Origin of the sequence: Pseudomonas sp. K2I15, assembly GCF_002204795.1 — a bacterium.
Classification (GTDB): domain Bacteria; phylum Pseudomonadota; class Gammaproteobacteria; order Pseudomonadales; family Pseudomonadaceae; genus Aquipseudomonas.
On sequence record NZ_NIXO01000056.1, the window covers coordinates 1 to 21,037 of the forward strand.

Below are 21,037 nucleotides of genomic sequence, written 5' to 3' on the forward strand. Positions count from 1 at the left end.
GTTGGGCGGGTTTCAGGGGCGGCGGTTGGTGGAGGGTGATGAATTGCCTGTCGGCGAAGCCAGCGGCAAAGGCCGGGCGGGCAATAGTTTGCCCATGGCGTTGCGCCAGTCGGTGGGCGGGGAAGTGACGTTGCGGGTGGTGCCCGGGCTGTATTACGAGCGGCTGACACCGGGCGCCAAAAGCAGTTTTTTTGCCGAACCCTGGACGGTCGGTTCCGAGGCGGACCGTATCGGTTATCGCTTCAAGGGCGGCAGTGCGTTGAGCTTTCAGCCGCGGGAACAGCCGTTTGGTGCCGGGTCTGATCCGTCGAATATCGTCGACAGTTGTTACCCCATCGGCTCGATCCAGGTGCCGGCGGGGCTGGAGCCGATCGTGCTGCATCGGGACGCGGTGTCAGGCGGTGGCTACGCGATGATTGGCACGGTGATCAGTGCCGATCTGGATTTGATCGGGCAGATGCAGCCGAACCAGCGGGCGGGGTTTGTGGCGGTGACGCTGGAAGAGGCGCTGGAGGCGCGGCGGGTGTACAAGAGGCGGCTGAAGGTGATGGGCGGGCTCTTCAGCAACTGATGAGCCCGTTGTGCTGAGGATATTTTTTTGTGGCGAGGGAGCTTGCTCCCGCTGGGCTGCGCAGCGGCCCCAACATCCTGGGAGCGCTGCGCACTGAAGCGCCAGCCCGGTCCAGCGGGAGCAAGCTCCCTCGCCACAACAGCAAATCAATCCGGTTTTAGAACAGTTTGGTAAACAACCAGTACAAACTCCCCGACAACAAAATCGCCGCCGGCAATGTCAGCACCCAGGCCATCAGCAAGTTGCGGATGGTCTTCATCTGCAAGCCACCCCCGTTCGCCACCATGGTCCCGGCCACACCCGACGACAACACATGGGTGGTGGACACCGGCAAGCCATACATGTCTGCCGCGCCGATGGTCAGCATCGTCACCATCTCCGCCGATGCACCCTGGGCGTAGGTCAGGTGAGTCTTGCCGATCTTCTCGCCCACGGTCACCACGATGCGCTTCCAGCCGACCATGGTCCCCAGGCCCAGCGCAATGGCCACCGCGATCTTGACCCACAGCGGGATAAACCGCGTGGCGTTGTCGATCTGTTGCTTGAACAGTTGCAGCTTGTTCTGGGTGTCGGCATCGAAGTTGCCGACCTTGCCCTTGTCCATCAGGCGGATGGTTTCGCTGGTCAGGTACATGTCGTTACGCACGTTGCCGACGGCCTCGGCCGGTACGGCGGCGAGTGAGCCATAACTCTTCACTTCTTCACCGATATGCCCGGTGATACTGGCCAGGGCGGGCACCAGTTCCGGCGTCGCTTCCTTGGTGCGCACATAGGTCGACAAGGTGGCTCGTGAGTCGGCGGGAGCCAGTTGCGGCGCAGCTTTTACCAGGGCTGCCTGGGTCACTTCGGCCACGGCGGCAAACTGTAATGACTCACCCGCCGGCATGGTGCGGTTCAATGCATAGGCCATCGGCAGGGTGCCTACCAGGATCAACATGATCAGGCCCATGCCTTTCTGGCCATCGTTGGAACCGTGGGCGAACGACACACCGGTGCAGGTGGCGATCAGCATGCCGCGAATCCACCATGGCGGCGGGGTGTCACCTTTGGGGGCCTTGTACAGCGAACGGTTTTTCACGAAGGCCCGCAGCGCCAGCAACAGCAGGGCGGCGAAGGCGAAGCCGATCAGCGGCGACAGCAGCAGCGCATAACCGATCTTGATCGCCTGGCCCCAATCCACGCCGCTGGTGCCGTCACGGCCATGCATCAGGGCGTTGGCCACGCCCACGCCGATGATCGAGCCGATCAAGGTGTGGGACGACGACGCCGGCAAACCCAGCCACCAGGTGCCGAGGTTCCACAGGATCGCGGCGATCAACAGCGCGAAGATCATCGCAAAGCCGGCGGAGGAGCCGACCTGCAAAATCAGCTCCACCGGCAGCAGGGCGATGATGCCGAATGCCACCGCGCCGCTGGACAGCAGCACGCCGAGGAAGTTGAAAAAGCCCGACCACACCACCGCGAAATGCGGCGGCAGCGAGTTGGTGTAGATCACCGTGGCCACCGCGTTGGCAGTGTCATGGAAGCCGTTGACGAACTCAAAACCCAGGGCGATCAACAGCGCCACACCCAGCAGCAGGAACGGCGTCCAGGTGGTGACCACGGTGCCCAGTTCGTGCATGTCGTGCATCAGGCTGTAGGCGGTGAACAACAGGCCCATGGCGAGCACGGCGAAGAAAACGATCACCGTCACAAGGCCGGGTTTCTTGTCCAGGCGCGGTTTGGGATCGGCGGTGGAAGCGTGTGCGGAGGCAGTCAGGGAAGGGGTGGCCATGCCGGAGCATCCAGTGTGGGGAGGATGTTGGTCATGATCATTGCAAAATGTTACAGAGATGCTGCGGTACGTCAGTGTTTAAGTGAAAGGGGCTTGCCGCTGGTCTGCAAAACACTGCAGATCCAATGTGGGAGCGGGCTTGCTCGCGAATGCGCTGGGTCAGCCACCAAATGTATTGACTGACACTCCGTATTCGCGAGCAAGCCCGCTCCCACATTTTGAACGCATCTCGAATTCAATAATCCGTGCGCTTGCGAAACGCCCAGCGCCCGGCGATCAGGGTGAAGGTTGCCACCAGTGCCACCAGAATCCAGAAGCCTTCAGGGTCCGTAGAAAGCGGCACGCCACCGACGTTCATGCCAAAAAAGCCGGCAATGATATTGATCGGCAGCGCCAACACCGTGACCACGGTGAGGGTAAACAGCGTGCGGTTGCTCTGCTCGTTGAGGTTGGCGGCGATCTCTTCCTGCAGCAGTTTGATCCGCTCACCCAGGGCCATCAGGTCGTTGATGATCAGCGCAAACTCCTCGGTGGATTTGCGCAACTCCTTCACGTCTTCCTTCTGCAACCATTGCGGCGGGCGGTTGAGCAACCGCAGCAGCGAGCCGGGCTCCAGCGCCAGCAGCCGTTGCAGGCGCACCAGCACCCGACGCGCGGCGCCCAGTTCGGCGCGGTTGGTAGACAGGCGTGAAGACAGCAACTGGTCTTCGATCTGGTCGACGCTGAGGCTGGTCTTGCGCACGATCTGCGTCAGTACTTCGCCCTGGTCCCGCAGCAGATGCACGAGCAGTTCCAGTGGTGAGCGAAACTGCTCGCCGGCCTTCACCGACGACCGCAGCTTGTCCACCGAGTGCAGCGGTTGCAGGCGCGCGCTGATCAGCAGCCGGCTGCGGGCACACACCCACAACGTGGAGATGTCTGAAGACACCATGCTGCTGAAGTTGAACACCACGTCGTTGACCACCGCCAGCAAGGCCGAGTCCACGTGTTCGATGCGGGTGGAGCGCGAGCCTTCGTGCAAGGCTTCGAAGAACTCTTCCGGCAGGTTCAGGTGCGCCTGCATCCAGCGCTCACAGGCGGCGTGGGCCAGGTTCAGGTGCAGCCAGAGGAATTCCTCGGGGTCACCGGGTTGCTGCAAGGCCGCCAGGGCGGTGGCTGAGTCAATCTGTTCGCCCTTTTCACCGGGGCGAAAACGAAAACCGTAAAGCAAGCCAAACAGGTCGGAGTCCTGGTGGCTGTGGTCGATGCTGTGGTTCATGGAGGCTCGCAGGGAAAGTGCCTGTAGGAGATTTCACAGGTTCACTTGAGCGCATCATGGCAACTGGATTTGACGGTTTTGTGACAGTTTGAGGCGGGGCGTTAATTGCTGGCCGGCAAGCTGAAGGTAAACACCGTGCCGTCCTGCTTGTGGGAAGAAACTTCCAGGCGCCCGCCATGGGCGTCGGCAATCTGTTTGACGATGTACAAACCCAGGCCCAGCCCGGCCTGGGGCAGCGAGCCCGTCGGTCGGGAGTAGGGCTGGAACAGCAGCGGCATGGCTTGGTCACTGATCAGCCCACGGTTTTTTACCCTCAGTTCGAAGGTGCCGGCGTTGACCTGCGCACTGACTTCAACCGGCCCTTCGGGGCTGCCGTGGCTGATGGCGTTGGCCACCAGGTTGGAGAGCAATTGCGCCAGCCGCTCGCGGTCGCCGCGCACGCCGTCGAGGTTGCCGATGTGGGCGTGGATCAGCCGTGTTGGATGCACGTGCTGCACCTCTTCCACCACATGCAGCAAGGTGTCTTCCAGCCCCGAGCATTCACCGATGTTTACCGGGATGCCGCTGCCCATTCGGCCACGGGCAAAGTCCAGCACGTCTTCCACCAGCTGCGAGGCCCGGCGCCCGCTGGCCAGCATGTGCCGCACCAGAGTGTCGGTGGCCGGGTCCGGGTGTTTGCGCAGCAGGCGCTCGGCGCCGACGTTGATCGCGAACAGCGGGTTGCGCAGGTCGTGGCCGAGCACGGCGATGAACTGCTCTCGCAGCTCGGCGGTTTCGCGCTCCTGCTGCAAGTCGGCCTCGGTCTGCTGCAGGCTTTCTTCGGCTTCGATTTGCAGCGACAGCACCCGGGCAAACGACTCCATCGTCGACTGGATGGTGCTGCTGCGCAGTTGTGCCGGATTCGGGTCCAGGGCGCAGATGGTGCCGAAGAAGCGCCCGTCGGTGCGGAACACCGGTACCGAGATATAGCTTTCAAAGTGGTAGATGTTCGGCGTGTGGTGGTCGCGGTACAGCGGGTCTTCGCTTGCTTTGTCGATCACGATCGAGACGTGGGAACCGCGAATTTCGTGGCACAGGGTGGTGGTCAGGTCCAGCTCGCCGCCCACGGGCAGGCCGAAATCCAGGCGGTCGAGCACGGCGCAGGCTGTCCATGAATCATCGGTCACCCGTGCTACGGCGGCAAATCGCAGGCCGGTCATTTCGCTGATCACCTGGAGAATCGCCGGGACGGCGCTGATTCTGCCAATGGTGGCAATGTCGACGGCTTTTTGCCCCATGGCGAACGTTCTCAATCCTGATGCTGCTGGCGTTATGCCTTGGCTGATGGTTGGGATTCTAGCGAGCTTGGCGGCGCAAGGTACACATTCGTTCACCGTAATTAGAATACTTGCTCTTCTGGGCGACCAACGCGCAAAAAAAAGCCGCGCGGCCCGAAGGCGGCGCGGCGTTTTTACGGTTTAACTCAGGTGTCTTGCTTGTTTTCCAGGACTTCGCCGGTCTTGGCATCCAGCTTCACGTCCCACTTCACATTGCTGGTGTCGCGCAGTTCGGTCTCGTAGACCAGGCGGCCGGCTTTGTCTTCCAGCTCGGTGTCGACGATGGTTGCACCGGGGTGCTGAGTCAGTGCCTTGGCGTTGAGTTTTTCGAAATCCATGATGGCACCGGACTTGAGCAGGCTCGGGATCTGGTCCGGGCGCACATCGGCCTGGGCGAAACCGGCGGTGACGGTCAGAGCAGCAGCGGCGAACAGAGCGGTGAGGTTTTTCATGGTGTGATCCTTTGGGGTGAGCTGTTTAAGTGGGATCAGGTTAACCAGCGCAACTTAACTCTCCCTTAAAATTGCGCCGTTTGTTCAATCGGCGGCGAGTGCGGGGTTTCATGCTGGCGTCTCACTGATGGGAGGCACGGATGAAACAGTTAATGGCCTGGGTGTATGCGCCCTTGTTCTGGGCGGGGTTTATCGGATGGGCGTTGTGGCTGGTAGAGGTGGAAGCACCGCAATGGCTGGCGTTGGTGTTTGTGACGGCGGTGGCGGTGTCGTTTATCGCGGAGGGGTGGTTGCCCTACGAGCCGCAGTGGAATCGCAACCAGGGTGATCGCCGCCGCGACATGATTCATGCGTTGGTCAATGAAGGCCTGAATGCGCTGGGCTTATTGATCTTGCCGGTGTTGACCGCGCTGCTGGCCGTCGACGGTGTATGGCCGCGTGCGTGGCCGCTCTGGGCGCAATTGCTGCTGGCGATTTTTATCGCCGATGCGGGTATCACCCTGATGCATTACGCCAGTCACCGAGTCGCGGCCTTGTGGCGCCTGCATGCGGTGCATCACAGCGTGCAGCGGTTGTATGGTTTCAATGGCTTGATGAAGCATCCGTTGCACCAGATGCTTGAAGCTACGGCAGGGCTGGCGCCGTTGATCCTGCTGGGCATTCCCACGGAGGTGGCGCTGTTGTTGGCCCTGGCGATTGCCATTCAACTGCTGTTGCAGCACTCCAATGTCGACATGCGCCTGGGGCCGCTGCGTTGGGTGTTTGCCTGGGCGCCGGTGCATCGCTTTCATCACATGAAATATGGCCGGGCGGGCGATGTGAATTTCGGGCTGTTTTTCAATCTGTGGGATTGGCTGCTGGGCACGGCGTTTTACAGCCGCGATTATCGAATGGCGCAGGGCGATTTGGGAATTGGCAGCCGGCCGGACTTTCCGCTGGATTACGTGGCGCAGTTACGCGATCCGTTCAGGACGGTGCGATTGAGCAAGGAGCCGCCGGTTCCCGCCGACCTATTCCATGATTCGCACGTGCAGGTTGCGCAACGACGCCCCGGCCGTGACGCCGAATAGCTGCTTCATGGTCCGGGAAAAATGCGCCGAATCGGCAAACCCGGCGCCATGGGCCGCCTCGGTCAAGGTGCTGCCGCCGAGCGCCAGCCCCAGCGCCACACGCAAGCGTCGCCACAGCACCAGGCGGCGTACCGGCAAACCCAGCTGATTGGCGAACAAACGCTCCAACTGGCTCAACGAAACGTGTGCCGCCTGCGCGAGGGCGTGGGCCGAGACCTTGCCGCTCAGTTGCTGATCCAGCGCCTGCAGCGCGCGCTCCACGCGGGCGTCTGCCAGTGCGCGTCTCGGCAACTGCCGCAGCGTGTTGTTGAGTGCTTCAAGGGACAGCTCACTCTCGGCCAGGGCTGCCTGCAAAGGGGCGAGATCAAACGCGCCGGGTTCGGCATACACCATCAACACTTCACCGTCGGTGTGGAGGATGGCGTGGGGAATTCTTGAGGGGATAAGCAGGCGATGGGCCGTGGTGACACGGCCATCGAGGCTGGCCGTGATCGGCCCGCCCGGGGAGAACATCAACTGGTGGGCATAGTGCGCATGGGGCGCAGTGCGCCCCGGTATACCCTGGATCAGCCCGTAATCAGGCCCCAGCCACAGGCGGCCTGACCATTCGCGGTTCACTCAGTAACCGTTGTCCTGCAGCAGGTCGGCCACACTCGAGGACGGCCAGCGCTTGTAGTACTTCAGCAGTTCAGCGGAACGGTTAGTGAAGATCCCATCGACGCCGGCTTTCATCACCTTGTCGAAGTCCACCGGCTCATCCACGGTGTACACGTGCACCAGCATGCCCTTGTCGTGGGTCAACTGGTTCATCTCGGGTTTGACCAGGTCGGAATAGCTCTGGTCGCCCAGGTTGGTCAACTGCGCCGAAGGGCCGGTGCCGATGGCGCCCAGGCTCTTGGCCTCGTCGAGCCATTTTTCGAACTCGGCGGCGTCCTTGGGTTCTTGCTTGGCGTAGTAGGCGGCCTTGGTGGGCTCGCCGGACTCGGCGAAGGTCACCTTGGATTTTGGCTCGATGCTGCCTTCACCGACCCACAACAACAGGATTTTCGGGGTGTTGGGCATCTCTTTTTGCAGTTCTTTCAGGCTGTCCTTCTCAAAGGTTTGCAGCACTACGCGGCCCTTGCCCTGGCCAACGCCAATGTTTTTCTGGGCCTGGTTGGAGCCGGTAGAGCTCAGCCAGCCTTTATCCAGCAGCTTGTTCTTAAGGTCGGCTTCGATACCCGGGAATTGCTTCGGCTCTTTGGTTTCGATGTACAGGCCGGGTTTGTGCTGCGGGTTGCCTTCGGCGATCTTGATGATTTCGTCCAGGCTCAGGATTTTCAAGCCGACGAAGCCAGGGCGAGCGCGATCCGGGTAGGCGGCGTTGAACCAGCTGCCGGCGTCGAGGGTTTTAAGCTCCGCCCAGGTGAACTCGTTGGCCGGGCTGTCTTTGCGCTCGGGGAACTTGGTGGCAACGTCGGTGGTGCGTTGCAGGTTGTTGTCATGCAGGGCGAACAGCACGCCGTCCTTGCTGCGTTGCAGGTCCATTTCCAGGTAGTCGGCACCCAGGTCACGCGCCACTTTGTAGGCGGCTGCAGTGGATTCCGGTGCATCGAAGGAGGCGCCACGGTGGGCGATGACCGCAGGGTGCGGGATGCCTTCGTTGGCCGCGAGTTCGGTAGGGCTGATCGGGCTTGCCGCCTGTGCGTGGCCAAGGCCCAGCATCAGGGCCAGCAGCAGGGCACTCTTGGTAAACGTGACAGGCATATGCGAAGTCCTTTCGTGGAGGTAACTTTGAGAAGGGCTCCTTTTTAACAATTGAATGCGAATGGCGCTATCACCAAACCGACATTAACGTGTTCAGCGGCCATTTTTCTGCGCTTTTGTGCTGTGCTATGCAGTACTCTTGCCATCAGCTGCCCCATCAGAGGGCAGACTTTTCTGCCACGCGTGTAAGCCATCTTTCCAGTCCAAGTAGGACTTTTCAGTGAGGTTTACCATGCGCATCACCTCTGAGCTTATCTGCCAGGCTGCCGACCAACTCCACGGTTTTGTTGGCCTGAACCGCAAGACTGGCCAGTACCTCGTACGTTTCAGCGAAGATTCCTTCGGCATGGACGTGGCCGATGACGGCATCATTCCTACCGCAGAATTTGTCTGGCAGCCGGCGAGCGAGCAGGCCATGACCTTGTCCCGCGAGCGGATCCAGTTGTTGCTGGACCAGAATATCGACGATCGCATCAACATTACCGAACCGCTGCGGGTGTATATGCGCCGGGTGGAAATTGCGCAGATCAGTGCGGTGCGTAGTTTGGTCAGTTGAGCGCCACATTGCCCCTGCGGCGAGAGAGCTTTTTGTGGCGAGGGAGCTTGCTGTGACGAGGGAGCTTGCTGTGGCGAGGGAGCTTGCTCCCGCTGGGCTGCGCAGCAGACCCAAAAGCTTGGGAGCGCTGCGCACTCCAGCGGGAGCAAGCTCCCTCGCCACAGAAGCCCCTTGCCCACATTGAGTGTTTTGCACAGGTTCATGTTTCAGCGTTCGAACGCGTAAGCCCGCTCCACCTTGCACACCCGCGTATGGCATGCCGAGTACCAGGTGGAGCGTCCCTGTTCGCGCACCTGCGTGTGCTCGGCGTGCTGCTTCCAGGCCAGGATCGCGGCTTCGTTGCTCCAATAGGACACGGTGATGCCCAGCCCATCGTCCCCACGCGCCGACTCCACACCGAGAAACCCGGGCTGTTGCCGGGCCAGTTCCACCATGCGCTCGGCGGCCTGTCCGTAGCCTTGGTCGCCTTCGGTGCGCAGGGAGCTGAAAATCACCGCGTAGTACGGCGGGGCAGGCGTCTTGGCGATCATGCGCAGGCCTTCAGCAGCGCAATGGCCAGCGGCGGTGTGATGCCCTTGAGTGCCGCCCGTTCCGGCTGGAACAAGGTGGCGACAAAAAACGGATGGTCCAGCAACTCCACCGCCCGCAGGTCGCCCGCCGAGTCATGGCCGCTGGCAATCAGGTCGGCCTCCAGCAGCGCGCTTTCGAAGTCGGGATTGATGCCATAGCGGCAACGGTAGCCTTCATGAATATCGAGGGTGGCGTAGGCCTCGGCGATGCGGGTGAAGGCCATCAGGCGAATGGTGTCAGTCGCCTCCACCAGCGCGCAGGTCAGGGGCGTGAGCACCGCGCGCGGCGAGTCGGGGGCCAGTTCGCCATGTTCTGCGTCGGCCCAACCCAGCACGTTGCGGGCATATTCCAGCACCGCGTGTTGAAAACCGCCGCAGGTGCCGAGGAAAGGCCGCCGGTGTTCGCGGGCATAACGGATGGCCAGCAAGGCGCCGTCAAGGTCACGGTAGGGGCTGGCGGGCACGCACCAGAAGCCATCGTAGTGCTGCAATTGCTCGGTGGATTTGATCGTGTCGGTGGCCAGCCAGTCGAAGCGTACCGTCAGGCCCAAGGCCTTGCCGGCCTGTTGCAACGCCAAAGGGATGGCCTGGTGGGCGGTGACTTGCGCATCGTAGTCGCCGATCAGGGCCAGGTGCAGGGTGGTTTTACGCATTGAGGGTATCCCGTGGCTTGTTGAATCCTGGTGCTGACTATAGATTGGCGCTCACGCAATCAATATTGGCGTTAGCCCACATGTTCAATGCAGCCGCGCACTATCAGATCGACTATCCCGACCTTTCCCTGATCCTCGCGCTGGTGCGTGGTGGCACCTTGGCACGGGCGGCGGCATTGTTGCGGGTGGATGTGTCCACGGTATTTCGCGCGGTGCGGCGGCTGGAGGCGGCGCTGGGCCAGACGCTGTTCGAAAAGAGCCGCGCCGGCTACCTGCCCACCACCTTGGCCACCACCCTTGCCGAGCAGGCTGAGCGTGCCGAACAGGCGCTGGAGGCCGCGCGTGTGGGGGTGGAGCAGGGCGGTGAAGTGATCAACGGCACGGTGCGCCTGACCTGTACCGATTCAGTGCTGCAGTCACTGTTATTGCCAGCCCTGGCGCAGTTCATGCCCGGCTACCCGGCGTTGACCCTGGAGCTGAGCACCTCCAATGATTTTGCCAACCTCAGCCGCCGCGATGCGGATATCGCCTTGCGCCTGACCAAGGCTCCGCCCGAGCATCTGGTAGGACGTTGCCTGGGTACGGTGTCGTATCGGGTGTGTGCGAGTGCCGAATATGCCCGCCAACATGCGGGCGCGGAGTTGGCCGCCCTGAGCTGGATTGCACCGGATGACTTCCTGCCTGACCACCCCACCGTTACCTGGCGGCGCCAGCATTTGCCGGGGGTGATGCCCGCCTATCGCTGCAACAGCATGGTCTCGGTGACCGAACTGGTGCGCGCGGGGCTCGGCGTGGCGGCGTTGCCGGACTATTTACTGGGCGCCGGCCTGCAACCGTTAAGCCCGCCGCTGGTGGGGCACGACACCGCCCTGTGGCTACTCACGCGCCCGGATTGCCGGGCGTTGCGCTCGGTGGTCACGTTATTTGATCAGTTGGGCCAGCATGTGCGTTTGCCGGAGCACTAACAGTGGGAGCTGTCGAGCTTTAGCGAGGCTGCGATGGCATCACCGCGGTGTACCTGCAACTGCACGGCGCCTGCATCGCAGCCTCGCTAAAGCTCGACAGCTCCCACATTAGAGGTGTGGTGGGGCTAGGTTTTGCGTACGAAGTGCTCGTGCATCTCGGTGGTCAGCCCTTCGATGCGTTCGGTCAGTTGCTTGGTCATCTCGGTGAGCTTGGTGTTCTGTTCCAGCAGTTCCATCAATTGCTTGGTGGTTTGCGCCGCTTGGGCCTGGCGTTCGGTGTTGGCCACGGCCAGGGCTTCGCGGTGCTGTGCGTCGGCGTCGGACTGGGCCTTGTCCCGTGCGGCCTGGCGGGTTTGGGCCAGCAAAATCAAGGGCGCGGCATAGGCCGATTGCAGGCTGAACGCCAGGTTCAAAAGGATGAACGGGTAGACGTCAAAATGCGTGATGCCGGTTACGTTGAGCACGACCCAAAGAATCACGATCGCCGTCTGCGCTCCCAGGAACGTCGGCGTGCCAAAGAAGCGCGCAAAGGCTTCGGCTTTCAGCGCAAACGTGTCGTTGCCAAAGGTCGGTGCGAGGTGGGCGTGTTTACGGTGAAAACGCAGATGATCAACGTTGGCTTGAGGTTTATCCGGGGTCATGGCGGGCTCGAATCCGTGGCGTAAGACAAGCCACCACTATAGACCGAGCCCTCGACCAGGCACATGAAGAAGCCTGTCGCTTACCTGTTGCCCCGTTCATTGGCAAACGCGCTGACGGCCTGCACCGCTTCGCTGGCGCCTTCGCGAATTTGCAGGATCACCGTGCCGGCCTGGTTCGCCAGCTCCACACCCTGCGCGGCGCGGTCGCGGGTGCCGTCCATGCTGTCGATGGCCTGGCGGGTTTCGGTCTGGATCATCTCGATCATCGAGGAAATCTCCGCCGTTGAACCGCTGGTGCGCGCCGCCAATTGCCGTACCTCATCGGCCACCACCGCAAACCCTCGGCCTTGCTCGCCAGCGCGCGCCGCTTCAATGGCGGCGTTCAAGGCCAGCAGGTTGGTCTGGTCGGCAATCCCGCGAATGGTGTTGACGATGGCGGTGATCTGCTGCGAACGCTCGCCCAACTTGGCGATCAGCGCAGAAGAACCGTCGATATTGGCGGCAATCTCGCGCATGCCCGTGGCGGTCTGCTGGATCACCTCGGCGCCTTTTTCGGCGATGTCCCGGGTTTGCAGTGAGATGTGATAGGCCTGGGTCGCGCTTTGCGCATCGGCGGCGTGTTTCTCCACCATGGCCGTGACGTCGGAGGCATATTTCACCACCTTGCACAGGCGCCCGCTGGCGTCGTACACCGGGTTGTAGTTGGCTTCCAGCCACACGGCCTGGCCGTTTTTGTCGATGCGTTCAAACTGGCCGTTGAACAACTCACCCTGGTTCAGCCTACCCCAGAAATCGCCGTAGGCACTGCTGTTGGCCATCTCCGGAGTGCAGAAAATGCGGTGATGCTTGCCCTGGACCTGCGCCAGGCTGTAGCCCATGCGATGCAGGAAATTCTGGTTGGCGCTGATGATGGTGCCGTCGAGGTTGAACTCGATCACCGCCATGGCGCGGTCGATGGCCTGCAACTTGGCGTTGGCTTCGCTTTCGGCCTGCACTTTCGGGGTGACGTCCATGGCGTACTTCACCACTTTCACCACACTGCCGGATTCGTCACGCACCGGGTTGTAGCTGGCCTCCAGCCAAATGGGCTGGCCGCTGCTGGTCACCCGTTCGAAGGTGCCCGACTGGAATTGGCCGTTGCGCAGTTGCGTCCACAACTGGCCGTATTCGGCGCTGCGGGCAAATGCCGGGGTGCAGAACAGGCGGTGGGACTGGCCCACGACTTGGTCGGCGTTGTAGCCCATGGCCTTGAGAAAATTCTCGTTGGCCCGAAGGATCGTGCCTTGCAAATCGAATTCGATCACCGCCATGGAGCGGTCGATGGCGTCGAGAAGGCTGGCCTGCTGGGCAAGGGTGGCTTGCAGGGTACTGATGGTTTTTTTATGGGCGTTGAATAGCATGGTCGTGTGCTCGGGGGAAGCAAGCGTCAGGGGTATCCATGGGGGCGCCTGCCACCGTAAGGCTTCAGCCTACGGCAAACGTGCTCATTGCCAGCTTCCTTGTGCTGACAGAGGGGTGGAACAGCGGGTTCTGAGTGGTAATGCCGGCAAGAAGTTCTACAGCCGCCGACCAATGGCGGCATTATGCTATCGCTGGGTGGCGGCTGCGTTTAATTCAGACGAGATGTAGCCGGCAGGATTCAGGCGCTATGGGCGACCACGTAGTCGCTGACATTGACCCGGTTACGGCCAGTGTCCTTGGCCGCATACAGCGCGCGGTCCGCGGCGTTGAGCCACATTGCGGCGTCGGTGAAGGCGGGTTGGAACGAGGCCAGGCCAATGCTCAGGCTGACCCGCAGTTCGGGGATTTGCGGATTACGGTAGTTGTTGAACACTTCGCGCATGCGCTCCATGACGTGCGCGGCCTGTTCCAGGGGCATGTCCGGAAGAATCACACAGAACTCGTCGCCACCGTAACGCCCGCCCAGGTCGTTTTCCCGCAGGTTGCGTCGCAGTTCCAGGCTCAGTTGGCGCAGTACCTGATCACCGATGATGTGCCCGTAGCTGTCGTTGATCTGCTTGAAGTGGTCGATATCGATCAGCGCGATGGTGGCGTGGACGTGTTGTTGCTGGCACTTGTGAAACTTCAGGTGCAGCAGGTCTTTCCACGAGCCATGGTTGAGCAGGCCGGTGAGGCTGTCGGTGCGGCTAAGGGCACTGAGGGCGCGTTTATGCTCCGACAATTTGATCGCCAGGCGGTAGCAGACCATGCCCAGTGCCATGGGATACAACGTCAGCATCGGCAGGCAGGCGTAGACCTGGAGCAGGCTGACCTCGGGATTGAACGTGATCCCGAACAACAACCATGACACACCGATGCCCGCCAGTTGCGCCACGATGCCGTGGAGGAACAAGCGTTTGCCGCCGGCGGCGACGTTGTTCATGGTCATCATCGACAGGATGGTCACGGCTGTCAGGGGCGTGAATTGTGTGGTCGCGGCCCAGAACCCGCCGAGCAGCGAGTCGTAGAGCAGGTTTCGCCGTTCAGCCTTGTAGGGGAAATCGGAGCGGGTCGAGAGTTGATACGCCAGGTGCGCCCAGCCATAACCGTTGAACAGCAGCAACGCCCAGACCCAGCCTGGCATTTGCAGTGGGTAAAGCGCAGCGATGACGCTGATGCAGCCGATGCCCAGGCCGATGATCCTTGGCCTGTAGATACGTCTGGCAAATGACAGCCCTTTGCCTCGTTGGTTTTCCATAGCTTCCTGGGTCGATTCTTTTTTGCAGGTACGACGGCGTACGTGATCGGGAAAACCACTGGTCGGATAAGATCTGTGAATATTGTCAGTTATTCGTGTGGGAATAATCAGTGTCCTTCGAGGCCATTTGCAAAGGACACGCGCCGAATCATGCAAAAACGACCTTGGATGTCGCTCCTGCAACAGGTCAGTGCTGCGGCACCACCTCATAACCGGCCAGGAAAAGGTCGATGGCTGACTCAATGATGTTCGCCTGGGCGTCGGCGTCCAGGATAGGCTGGCCCAGGGTGATCTGCGGCCAGAAGGCGAAGGCCTTGAGCATGCTTTGCACCTGGTGGGCGGCGAAGCACGGGTCGGTACAGCTTAACCGGCCGTCTTCCTGGGCGGCGCGCACCCACTGGGTAAAGCCTTCTTCGCGATTGCTCAGGCGGCTGACCATGTCCTGGGCGCGTTCCGGCGAATGGATAGTGGCGGCAATTGCTACACGGGCCAGGTCGAGGAAGTTGGCGTCCGACATCATCGTCATCTTGGCTTGCAATAACCCTCGCAGTTGCTCACGTAGCGGGCGGTCACTGGCATAGCTGACGTCCAGTTGCGCAACGGTGCGGACCCACAGCTGGTGCAGGATCTCGGCGAACAGCTCTTCCTTGCTCGGGAAGTGGTTGTACACCGTGCGCTTGGAAACACCGGCGGTGGCGGCGATCTTGTCCATACTGGTGACCTCGAAACCGTTGTCGCGAAACTCAGCGATGGCGGCTGCCACGATGGCTTCGCGTTTACGGTCGGTGAGGCGCAGGGGTACAGTCATGGGGGATTTCGGCTCTGAAGGGAAACTTACACTCGGTAGTTTACTTGCTCCCGGTTTTGTTGCAATCTAGAAACTACACTGTGCAGTGTAACTTTTAGAGCAGTCTGCAGGAGTTCCTCGGTAATGGCCACGATCTCAACCCGTCTCGACAGTTCTTCTACAGCGCCCAAGTCTTCTGAACAGCAGCAAGGTCACTTCACCAATCAGAAGCCCATCCCGCATGGCGGCTTCGGTAAGACGTTGGGCATCATGTGGAAGATGCTCTTCCAGAAGCCCCGCAGCACGCGGCCGGTGGGGGAGATTCCGGTGCAGCCGCTGACCCGCGAGCAATTGTTTGCCGCCCCCGACCACAGCGTTTTCCGCCTTGGGCACTCCACCGTCCTGCTGAAAATGCGCGGCAAGTTCTGGCTGACCGACCCGGTGTTCGCCGAGCGTGCGTCGCCGTTCAGTTGGGCCGGCCCCAAGCGTTTCCACCAGCCACCGATCAGCCTTGAGGACCTGCCGCCGATCGAGGCGGTGATTCTTTCCCACAACCACTACGACCATCTGGACCGCAAGGCGGTGGTGCAACTGGCGGACAAGACCCGCCACTTCCTCGCGCCGCTGGGTGTGGGCGATACGTTGATCAAGTGGGGCGTGGATGCCAGCAAGGTGCGGCAACTGGACTGGTGGCAGGGCACTGAAGTCGACGGGATTCGGTTTGTCTCCACGCCCGCCCAGCATTTTTCCGGGCGCGGCCTGTTCGATGGTAACCAGACGCTCTGGTGCTCGTGGGTGATGATCGACGGTGCACGGCGGATTTTCTTCAGCGGTGATACCGGTTATTTCGAGGGCTTCAAGCGCATCGGCGAGCAGTACGGTCCGTTTGACCTGACCCTGATGGAAACCGGTGCTTACAATGTCGATTGGCCTCATGTGCACATGCAACCGGAAGAAACCCTGCAGGCGCACATCGACTTGAAAGGCCGCTGGCTGCTGCCGATCCACAATGGCACGTTCGACCTGGCGTTTCATGCTTGGCACGAGCCCTTCGACCGCATCATGGCGCTGGCGTGGGAGCGCAATGTGTCGATCACCACGCCACCGATGGGGCAGGCCTTCATGCTCAATCAACCGGAGCGCGGGCAGGCCTGGTGGCTGGAAGTCGAGCATGCCGGTAACGAGCAACACGTCGGCGGGTGATAGCTATTTAGCTGCGATCTCGCCGCTGAGTTGCAAGGTGTTTCCGGCCTACAACAGTCCGGGTAAAAGGATGCAATCATTCCTCGAAAACCAGTTTCGAGGCGTGGGAGTGTATGGACGAAAAGAGTAGGAAGGTCACCGCGTCGGGCGCGCCGTGTCTGTTCAAACAGTCAGTCTCGGGGGAAAGTTCTGTCCCTCTGTCTTGCGCACCGAGCGTCAGCAAGGGCGTCGTATTTGGCAGTGACGCCGCCGGTGCGATCGTCAGTTCGAACGTTCACCAGGGCGGCCTGGAGTTTGCCGTCACGAGCGGTTACGGCCCCAGGTTCGACATCCCCGGCCCGCTGATGCGCACCGTGCGCGACCCCTCGTTATCCCTGATCGCCCTCAGCGGCGTTGACCCCGAGGGGCCGGTGATGGTGGAGATCCCGCCGGTCGCCGATGCGGGTCACTTGAGAAACACACCGTCGTTGGCAGGCAGCCGCATTGGTTTTGCCAGCGAATATGTTGCCGGTGATGTTCGGGAACCGATCAAGCACAGCGCGCACTTTGCCCGGGTACTGAGCGTACTTCGCACAGCCGGTGCGGAGTTGGTGCCCGTGCAGGCCCTTGTCGCGGATAACACGCGTCATTTCACCCTCGAATCGAGCAACGAGATCAACGACCGGGTCACGGAAAATCGGCTGGATGGTGTGATGTCCGATGCGCAAAGTGGCGCGTTTCATCAAGCATCCACCACAGGCAACCCAAGCTTTCGCGTGCCCGCCGGCGTGGACGCCGATGGGGTTTCCAGAGTTGTCTGGTTTTATGGCGCGCATTGGGCCGGCGATCGTCTGGCTGCGTTGGTGCGCGGCTGCCAGCAGGTTTTGGGGCAGCTTGAAGTGCCTACTCCTCGGGGAGAGTGATCGTACGCGTCTGCAAGAGTTACCCCCGAGTCAGTGAGTGACCCGTTTCTTAGACTGAGGCTGGATATCGAACGGTATCCCAACATTCAGACGGGAAGGGGGAGCCATTTATGATCGGACCAGGTTTGGGCGCGGGATGGGGGGCTGGTCTTTTCGACGCGGTGGCGAACCCGCCACAGGCCTACCGCAGTGCCGACGATTTGGCGGCGGACATGGCCAGGCCCAATGGCCCCGGTTCGGACTCGGTGGTGAGGGATTCGCTGAAACTGATCGCCAATATGGACAAGGGTTTGCAGGGCGCCAATGCGTTCATTGAAATCAACCCTGATGCTCGTGAGAAAGCCCGTGCACTCGATAAGGAACGTGCCGAAGGCCGCGTGCGCGGGCCGTTGCATGGCGTTCCGATAGCGCTCAAAGACGTCTTTGAAACCAACGACAAGATGCAGACCAGCGGTGGCTCAATGGCGCTGGTGGGCAGGCCCGCGTCCAAAAATGCCAAGGTGGTGGACAACCTGCTGAAGGCCGGCGTGGTGATTATTGGAAAAACCAACATGAGCGAGCTGTCCAACTTTCGCTCTGAGACACCGCTTGATGGCTGGAGCTCCAGGGGCGGTCAGACCCTCAACCCGCATCGGTTGGGTGGCCAGGCGGCCGGGTCGAGTACCGGCTCCGCTGTAGCGGTCGCCCAAGGGATTGTGCCGTTGGCATTGGGTGTCGAAACCAATGGCTCGATCATCACGCCGGCGGCTTATAACGGTGTTGTTGGGTTCAAGCCGACCGAGGGATTGGTGAGCACCGAAGGGGTGATGACCAGTTCGCGCCAGGATACGGTAGGCACCTTCACCCGCAACGTGCGCGACGCGGCGCAAGCGCTGGATGCGATGACTGATACGAACCTCTATACCCAGGGGATCAAGCCTGACGCCTTGGTGGGCAAGCGCATTGGTTACACGCCGTTGCCTGAGTTGTCGGCAGAAGATACCAGCGACCCCGCCAAAAAAGCCGACAGGCAGCATTTTGAAGAGGCCATCAAGAAGCTGCAGGCCAAGGGTGCGGTGATGGTGCCTGTGGGGCGGCTGGATGAGGGCGTAACGAACGATACGTATGATGACTATGGCCGTGCGCTGTACGCGGATGTAAAGCATCAGCTTGAAGCGTACCTGGCCGGTCGGGAAGGCTTGCCGGTGAAATCGCTGTCTGAGCTGATCGACTTCAACGAGCGTCACAATGGCCCGGGTGTACCCGATCAAGCGCTGCTCACCATGATCAGCGAGCTGAGCGTCAGTGATGATGAGCGCAACGAGTTGTGGGCCGCTATCGGGCCGATTTTCAAAAACACCATCGATAAGCCGCTGACCGACTACAAGCTCGATGCCATGGTGTCCAACTTTCTCTCGGACAGTTATTACTATTCGGCGGCAGCGGGCTACCCCGGCATTTCCATGCCATCGGGCATGGACGAGCAAGGCATGCCAACGGCTGTTCACTTCTATGGTGCGAATTTGAGCGAAGCCACGTTGCTCTCGATCGCCTACGGGTATGAGCAGGCTTCCCATGCAATCAGGAAGCCTGCGTTTACACCCGGCCAGGGCTAATCCGGGTTACTTCAACCCATAGCGAGCGGCAGGTTCACGGCGCGACAGGTTCGGGCCCAGTGCCAGCCGCGCGTTTTCGTAGGTGTCCCAATCTGTGCCGTCCGGCAGGGACGGGATCGTCACGGCTTCACCTTGGGCAAGGCCTGCCAAGGCGGCGTCTACCAGGTTCTCCGTGGTCATCACCATGGTTTCCGGCAGGTTGTTCACCGGCAGGCCGGCGATGTCCCAGAACTCCGTGGCAGTCGCGCCCGGCAGTACCACTTGGACCACCACGCCCTTGTCGCTCAGCTCATGTTGCAACGATTCGCTGAAAGCCTGCACGAAGGCCTTGGTGCCGCCATATACGCCGTTCAACACTTTGGGGGCGAGGGCGACAATCGAGCCAATGTTGATAATCGTGCCCCGGCCCTGGCCCACAAAATTGGTCGCTGCGGCCTTGGCCAGGCGGGTCAGCGCCAATACGTTGAGCAGAATCATCGCGTCCATTTTGTCGTCGTCCGACTCCAGCAACGAAGCCGTGGCGCCCACACCGGCGTTGTTGACCAGCAGGCTGATACGGCTGTCTTCATGCACGACCTTGGCGATACGGGCCAGGTCGGCTGGCAGATTCAGATCGGCGGCAATTACTTCAACGTTACGCTGGGTGCTGGCCTTCAAGCGTGTTGCCAGTTGCTCCAGACGTTGCTGGTTGCGGGCCACCAGAATCAAGTCGTAGCCGGCGTGGGCCAGGCGGTCGGCATACACCGCGCCTATTCCTGATGAAGCACCGGTAATCAGGGCATAACCTTTGTGTTGCGACATGGCAGTTGCTCCAAATGGCCGGGGAGAGGATCGGCCTTGTTGGAACCAAGATTATGGGTGTAATGTTGTGGCCGCAATGTCATATATCCCTCTTTTAGAGACATGAGGTTTGGCCATGGTGTCCGTCGGTATTGTGCTGTTTCCCGGTTTTCAGGTGCTCAGCCTGTCCACCAGCAGCGTGTTCGAATTTGCCAACTTCGTGGTGGGGCGGCCATTCTATCGCGTGGACTTGCTGTCGGAGCACGGCGGGCCGATTAAAAGCTCCATGGGCTTTGCCATTGATAGCCTGGCATTTGGGCAGCAAGCCTACGACACGATCGTGGTGCTGGGAGACAACGAATTACTGGAGCCCACACCCGGCATGGTGGCCTATTTGCAGGAATCATTGACGGCATCGCGCCGAGTCACGTCGGCCTGTACCGGTTCGTTCCACCTGGCCGCAGCCGGGCTGTTGGAAGGGCGCAAGGCAACCACCCACTGGTACCACGCCATGACGTTTCGCCAGCGCTACCCTAACGTGAAGCTGGAGGAAGACCGGATCTTCACCGTCGATGGCCCCCTGTGGACGTCCGCCGGGATGACCGCCTGCATCGATCTGGCCCTGGCCCTGGTAGAACACGACCTGGGCGTGGAAGTGGCCCGCGACGTGGCGAAGAAACTGGTGGTCTACCATCGCCGTGCCGGTGGTCAGTCGCAGTTTTCTGCGCTGCTGGAACTGGACCCCAAATCCGATCGTGTACAAACCGCCCTGGCCTGGGCCAAAGGTCACTTGCGTGAGGACCTTTCGGTAGAGCAACTGGCCGAAGCGGCACACCTCAGCCCGCGTCAGTTCAGCAGACTGTTTCGCGCCGAAACCGGCCAGTCGCCGGCCAAGGCGGTCGAACACCTGCGCATTGAAGCGGCGCGCCTGATGCTCGAATCCGGTAGCCATTCCATCGACGTTGTCGCGCGGGAGACGGGCTTCGGTGATCCGGAGCGTATGCGTCGGGCCTTTCTGCGGGCGTTTGGCCAGCCGCCACAAATGATCCGCCGGGCGTTGCAGTTGCAGGCGTGAATGTATGGCCTGGACGCTACGCACCATTGGGCTGAGGTGTTGCTGGATCAATTGATGCCGCCGTTGAATCCAGAAATCTGGAGATGATTCCTTTAGGGGTGGGTTGTGCTGTGGCGCTGGCGCGACCCCGCACACTCATCCCCCACCCCGGCGCAAACCCCGGGAAAAACACCAACCCTTCAGCCTCCAGACGAAACGCCACACTCAGGCGGACTTCATCGTCCACATCACCATGGCTCTCAAAACGTTGAAGGGCGTCCACTTCCACATCGGCTTCCCGGGCCAGGTCTTCCCGGCTCCAGCCCAGCATCAGGCGGGCCTGGACACTGTGGCGTGGGGTGAATTGATGAAGGACGATCTGCTGTTCTACGATGCTGCTCATTGCCAGAGAGGACATGGGGGTTTCTCCAGGTTCGACGGGGGAGG

At 61.0% G+C, this 21,037-nt stretch carries 21 protein-coding genes and 1 pseudogene; 8 read left to right on the top strand and 14 right to left on the bottom strand.

Translation table 11 applies throughout. From position 1 onward, the window contains the following. Nucleotides 1-571, top strand: a pseudogene (locus tag CEC48_RS25255) (allophanate hydrolase); the annotation flags it as partial. A 157-nt stretch (nt 572-728) separates the two neighbouring features. Here the strand turns inward: CEC48_RS25255 and CEC48_RS25260 are convergent. From CEC48_RS25260 to CEC48_RS25275, 4 genes are all read right to left on the bottom strand, one after another. After that, nucleotides 729-2,345, bottom strand: a complete 1,617-nt coding sequence (locus CEC48_RS25260; protein ID WP_088426214.1) for an inorganic phosphate transporter — start codon at nt 2,343-2,345, stop codon at nt 729-731. 235 nt (nt 2,346-2,580) lie between these two features. After that, nucleotides 2,581-3,603: a transporter gene (locus CEC48_RS25265; RefSeq protein WP_088426215.1), complete on the bottom strand. Its 1,023-nt coding sequence runs from the start codon at nt 3,601-3,603 to the stop codon at nt 2,581-2,583. Between the two features lie 101 nt (nt 3,604-3,704). Further along, complete coding sequence (locus CEC48_RS25270) at nt 3,705-4,880, bottom strand: GAF domain-containing sensor histidine kinase (protein WP_088426216.1); 1,176 nt, start codon at nt 4,878-4,880, stop codon at nt 3,705-3,707. Between the two features lie 185 nt (nt 4,881-5,065). Further along, entirely contained in the window at nt 5,066-5,371 is a 306-nt protein-coding gene (locus CEC48_RS25275) for a PepSY domain-containing protein (protein WP_088426217.1), read from the bottom strand. A gap of 140 nt (nt 5,372-5,511) precedes the next feature. Here CEC48_RS25275 and CEC48_RS25280 point away from each other — a divergent pair, with 140 nt between their 5' ends. Then, a complete protein-coding gene (locus tag CEC48_RS25280; RefSeq protein ID WP_088426218.1) occupies nt 5,512-6,441 on the top strand; it encodes a sterol desaturase family protein in 930 nt (309 codons plus the stop codon). On the opposite strand, the gene CEC48_RS25285 is transcribed toward CEC48_RS25280, so the two are convergent. Together CEC48_RS25285 and CEC48_RS25290 are read right to left on the bottom strand one after the other, a co-directional pair. Next, entirely contained in the window at nt 6,382-7,059 is a 678-nt protein-coding gene (locus tag CEC48_RS25285) for an AraC family transcriptional regulator (RefSeq protein WP_088426219.1), read from the bottom strand. The two genes, CEC48_RS25280 and CEC48_RS25285, sit on opposite strands and share 60 nt — an antisense overlap. Next, entirely contained in the window at nt 7,060-8,187 is a 1,128-nt protein-coding gene (locus tag CEC48_RS25290; RefSeq protein WP_088426220.1) for a glycerophosphodiester phosphodiesterase, read from the bottom strand. A 232-nt stretch (nt 8,188-8,419) separates the two neighbouring features. Between CEC48_RS25290 and CEC48_RS25295 the strand changes: the two genes are divergently transcribed. Then, nucleotides 8,420-8,743, top strand: a complete 324-nt coding sequence (locus CEC48_RS25295) for a DUF2025 family protein (protein WP_088426221.1) — start codon at nt 8,420-8,422, stop codon at nt 8,741-8,743. Nucleotides 8,744-8,949: 206 nt separating this feature from the next. On the opposite strand, the gene CEC48_RS25300 is transcribed toward CEC48_RS25295, so the two are convergent. Beyond that, nucleotides 8,950-9,273: an antibiotic biosynthesis monooxygenase gene (locus CEC48_RS25300; protein WP_088426222.1), complete on the bottom strand. Its 324-nt coding sequence runs from the start codon at nt 9,271-9,273 to the stop codon at nt 8,950-8,952. Then, nucleotides 9,270-9,965, bottom strand: coding sequence for a CTP synthase (locus tag CEC48_RS25305; protein WP_088426223.1), 696 nt, complete (start codon nt 9,963-9,965; stop codon nt 9,270-9,272). Before CEC48_RS25305 ends, CEC48_RS25300 begins: the two co-directional genes overlap by 4 nt. A gap of 80 nt (nt 9,966-10,045) precedes the next feature. Here CEC48_RS25305 and CEC48_RS25310 point away from each other — a divergent pair, with 80 nt between their 5' ends. Then, nucleotides 10,046-10,930 carry a LysR family transcriptional regulator gene (locus CEC48_RS25310; protein WP_088426224.1) on the top strand — a complete coding sequence of 295 codons (885 nt, stop codon included), beginning with the start codon at nt 10,046-10,048 and terminating at the stop codon, nt 10,928-10,930. A gap of 125 nt (nt 10,931-11,055) precedes the next feature. Here CEC48_RS25310 and CEC48_RS25315 read toward each other — a convergent pair whose 3' ends face one another. The 4 genes from CEC48_RS25315 to CEC48_RS25330 form a co-directional block, all read right to left on the bottom strand. After that, nucleotides 11,056-11,571 (bottom strand): DUF1003 domain-containing protein, encoded by a 516-nt coding sequence (locus CEC48_RS25315; RefSeq protein ID WP_088426225.1) that lies wholly within the window; start codon nt 11,569-11,571, stop codon nt 11,056-11,058. 80 nt (nt 11,572-11,651) lie between these two features. Further along, a complete protein-coding gene (locus tag CEC48_RS25320) occupies nt 11,652-12,971 on the bottom strand; it encodes a PAS domain-containing methyl-accepting chemotaxis protein (RefSeq protein ID WP_088426226.1) in 1,320 nt (439 codons plus the stop codon). Nucleotides 12,972-13,210: 239 nt separating this feature from the next. Then, complete coding sequence (locus CEC48_RS25325; RefSeq protein WP_088426227.1) at nt 13,211-14,269, bottom strand: diguanylate cyclase; 1,059 nt, start codon at nt 14,267-14,269, stop codon at nt 13,211-13,213. 187 nt (nt 14,270-14,456) lie between these two features. Continuing rightward, the gene (locus CEC48_RS25330) at nt 14,457-15,077 is read right to left on the bottom strand and encodes a TetR/AcrR family transcriptional regulator (protein ID WP_088426228.1); all 621 of its coding nucleotides are present in this window, start codon (nt 15,075-15,077) and stop codon (nt 14,457-14,459) included. A 123-nt stretch (nt 15,078-15,200) separates the two neighbouring features. Here CEC48_RS25330 and CEC48_RS25335 point away from each other — a divergent pair, with 123 nt between their 5' ends. From CEC48_RS25335 to CEC48_RS25345, 3 genes are all read left to right on the top strand, one after another. Then, the gene (locus CEC48_RS25335) at nt 15,201-16,259 is read left to right on the top strand and encodes an MBL fold metallo-hydrolase (protein WP_088426229.1); all 1,059 of its coding nucleotides are present in this window, start codon (nt 15,201-15,203) and stop codon (nt 16,257-16,259) included. Between the two features lie 113 nt (nt 16,260-16,372). Next, nucleotides 16,373-17,161, top strand: a complete 789-nt coding sequence (locus CEC48_RS25340) for an amidase family protein (protein ID WP_088426230.1) — start codon at nt 16,373-16,375, stop codon at nt 17,159-17,161. Nucleotides 17,162-17,373: 212 nt separating this feature from the next. Continuing rightward, nucleotides 17,374-18,756 (top strand): amidase family protein, encoded by a 1,383-nt coding sequence (locus CEC48_RS25345; RefSeq protein ID WP_256579777.1) that lies wholly within the window; start codon nt 17,374-17,376, stop codon nt 18,754-18,756. Nucleotides 18,757-18,762: 6 nt separating this feature from the next. Here CEC48_RS25345 and CEC48_RS25350 read toward each other — a convergent pair whose 3' ends face one another. After that, the gene (locus CEC48_RS25350; RefSeq protein WP_088426231.1) at nt 18,763-19,557 is read right to left on the bottom strand and encodes an SDR family oxidoreductase; all 795 of its coding nucleotides are present in this window, start codon (nt 19,555-19,557) and stop codon (nt 18,763-18,765) included. A gap of 115 nt (nt 19,558-19,672) precedes the next feature. Between CEC48_RS25350 and CEC48_RS25355 the strand changes: the two genes are divergently transcribed. After that, the gene (locus CEC48_RS25355; protein ID WP_088426232.1) at nt 19,673-20,611 is read left to right on the top strand and encodes a GlxA family transcriptional regulator; all 939 of its coding nucleotides are present in this window, start codon (nt 19,673-19,675) and stop codon (nt 20,609-20,611) included. Nucleotides 20,612-20,627: 16 nt separating this feature from the next. Here CEC48_RS25355 and CEC48_RS25360 read toward each other — a convergent pair whose 3' ends face one another. Continuing rightward, on the bottom strand, nt 20,628-21,008 hold the full coding sequence (locus CEC48_RS25360; protein ID WP_088426233.1) for a helix-turn-helix transcriptional regulator: 381 nt from the start codon (nt 21,006-21,008) through the stop codon (nt 20,628-20,630). Between the last annotated feature and the right edge of the window lie 29 nt (nt 21,009-21,037).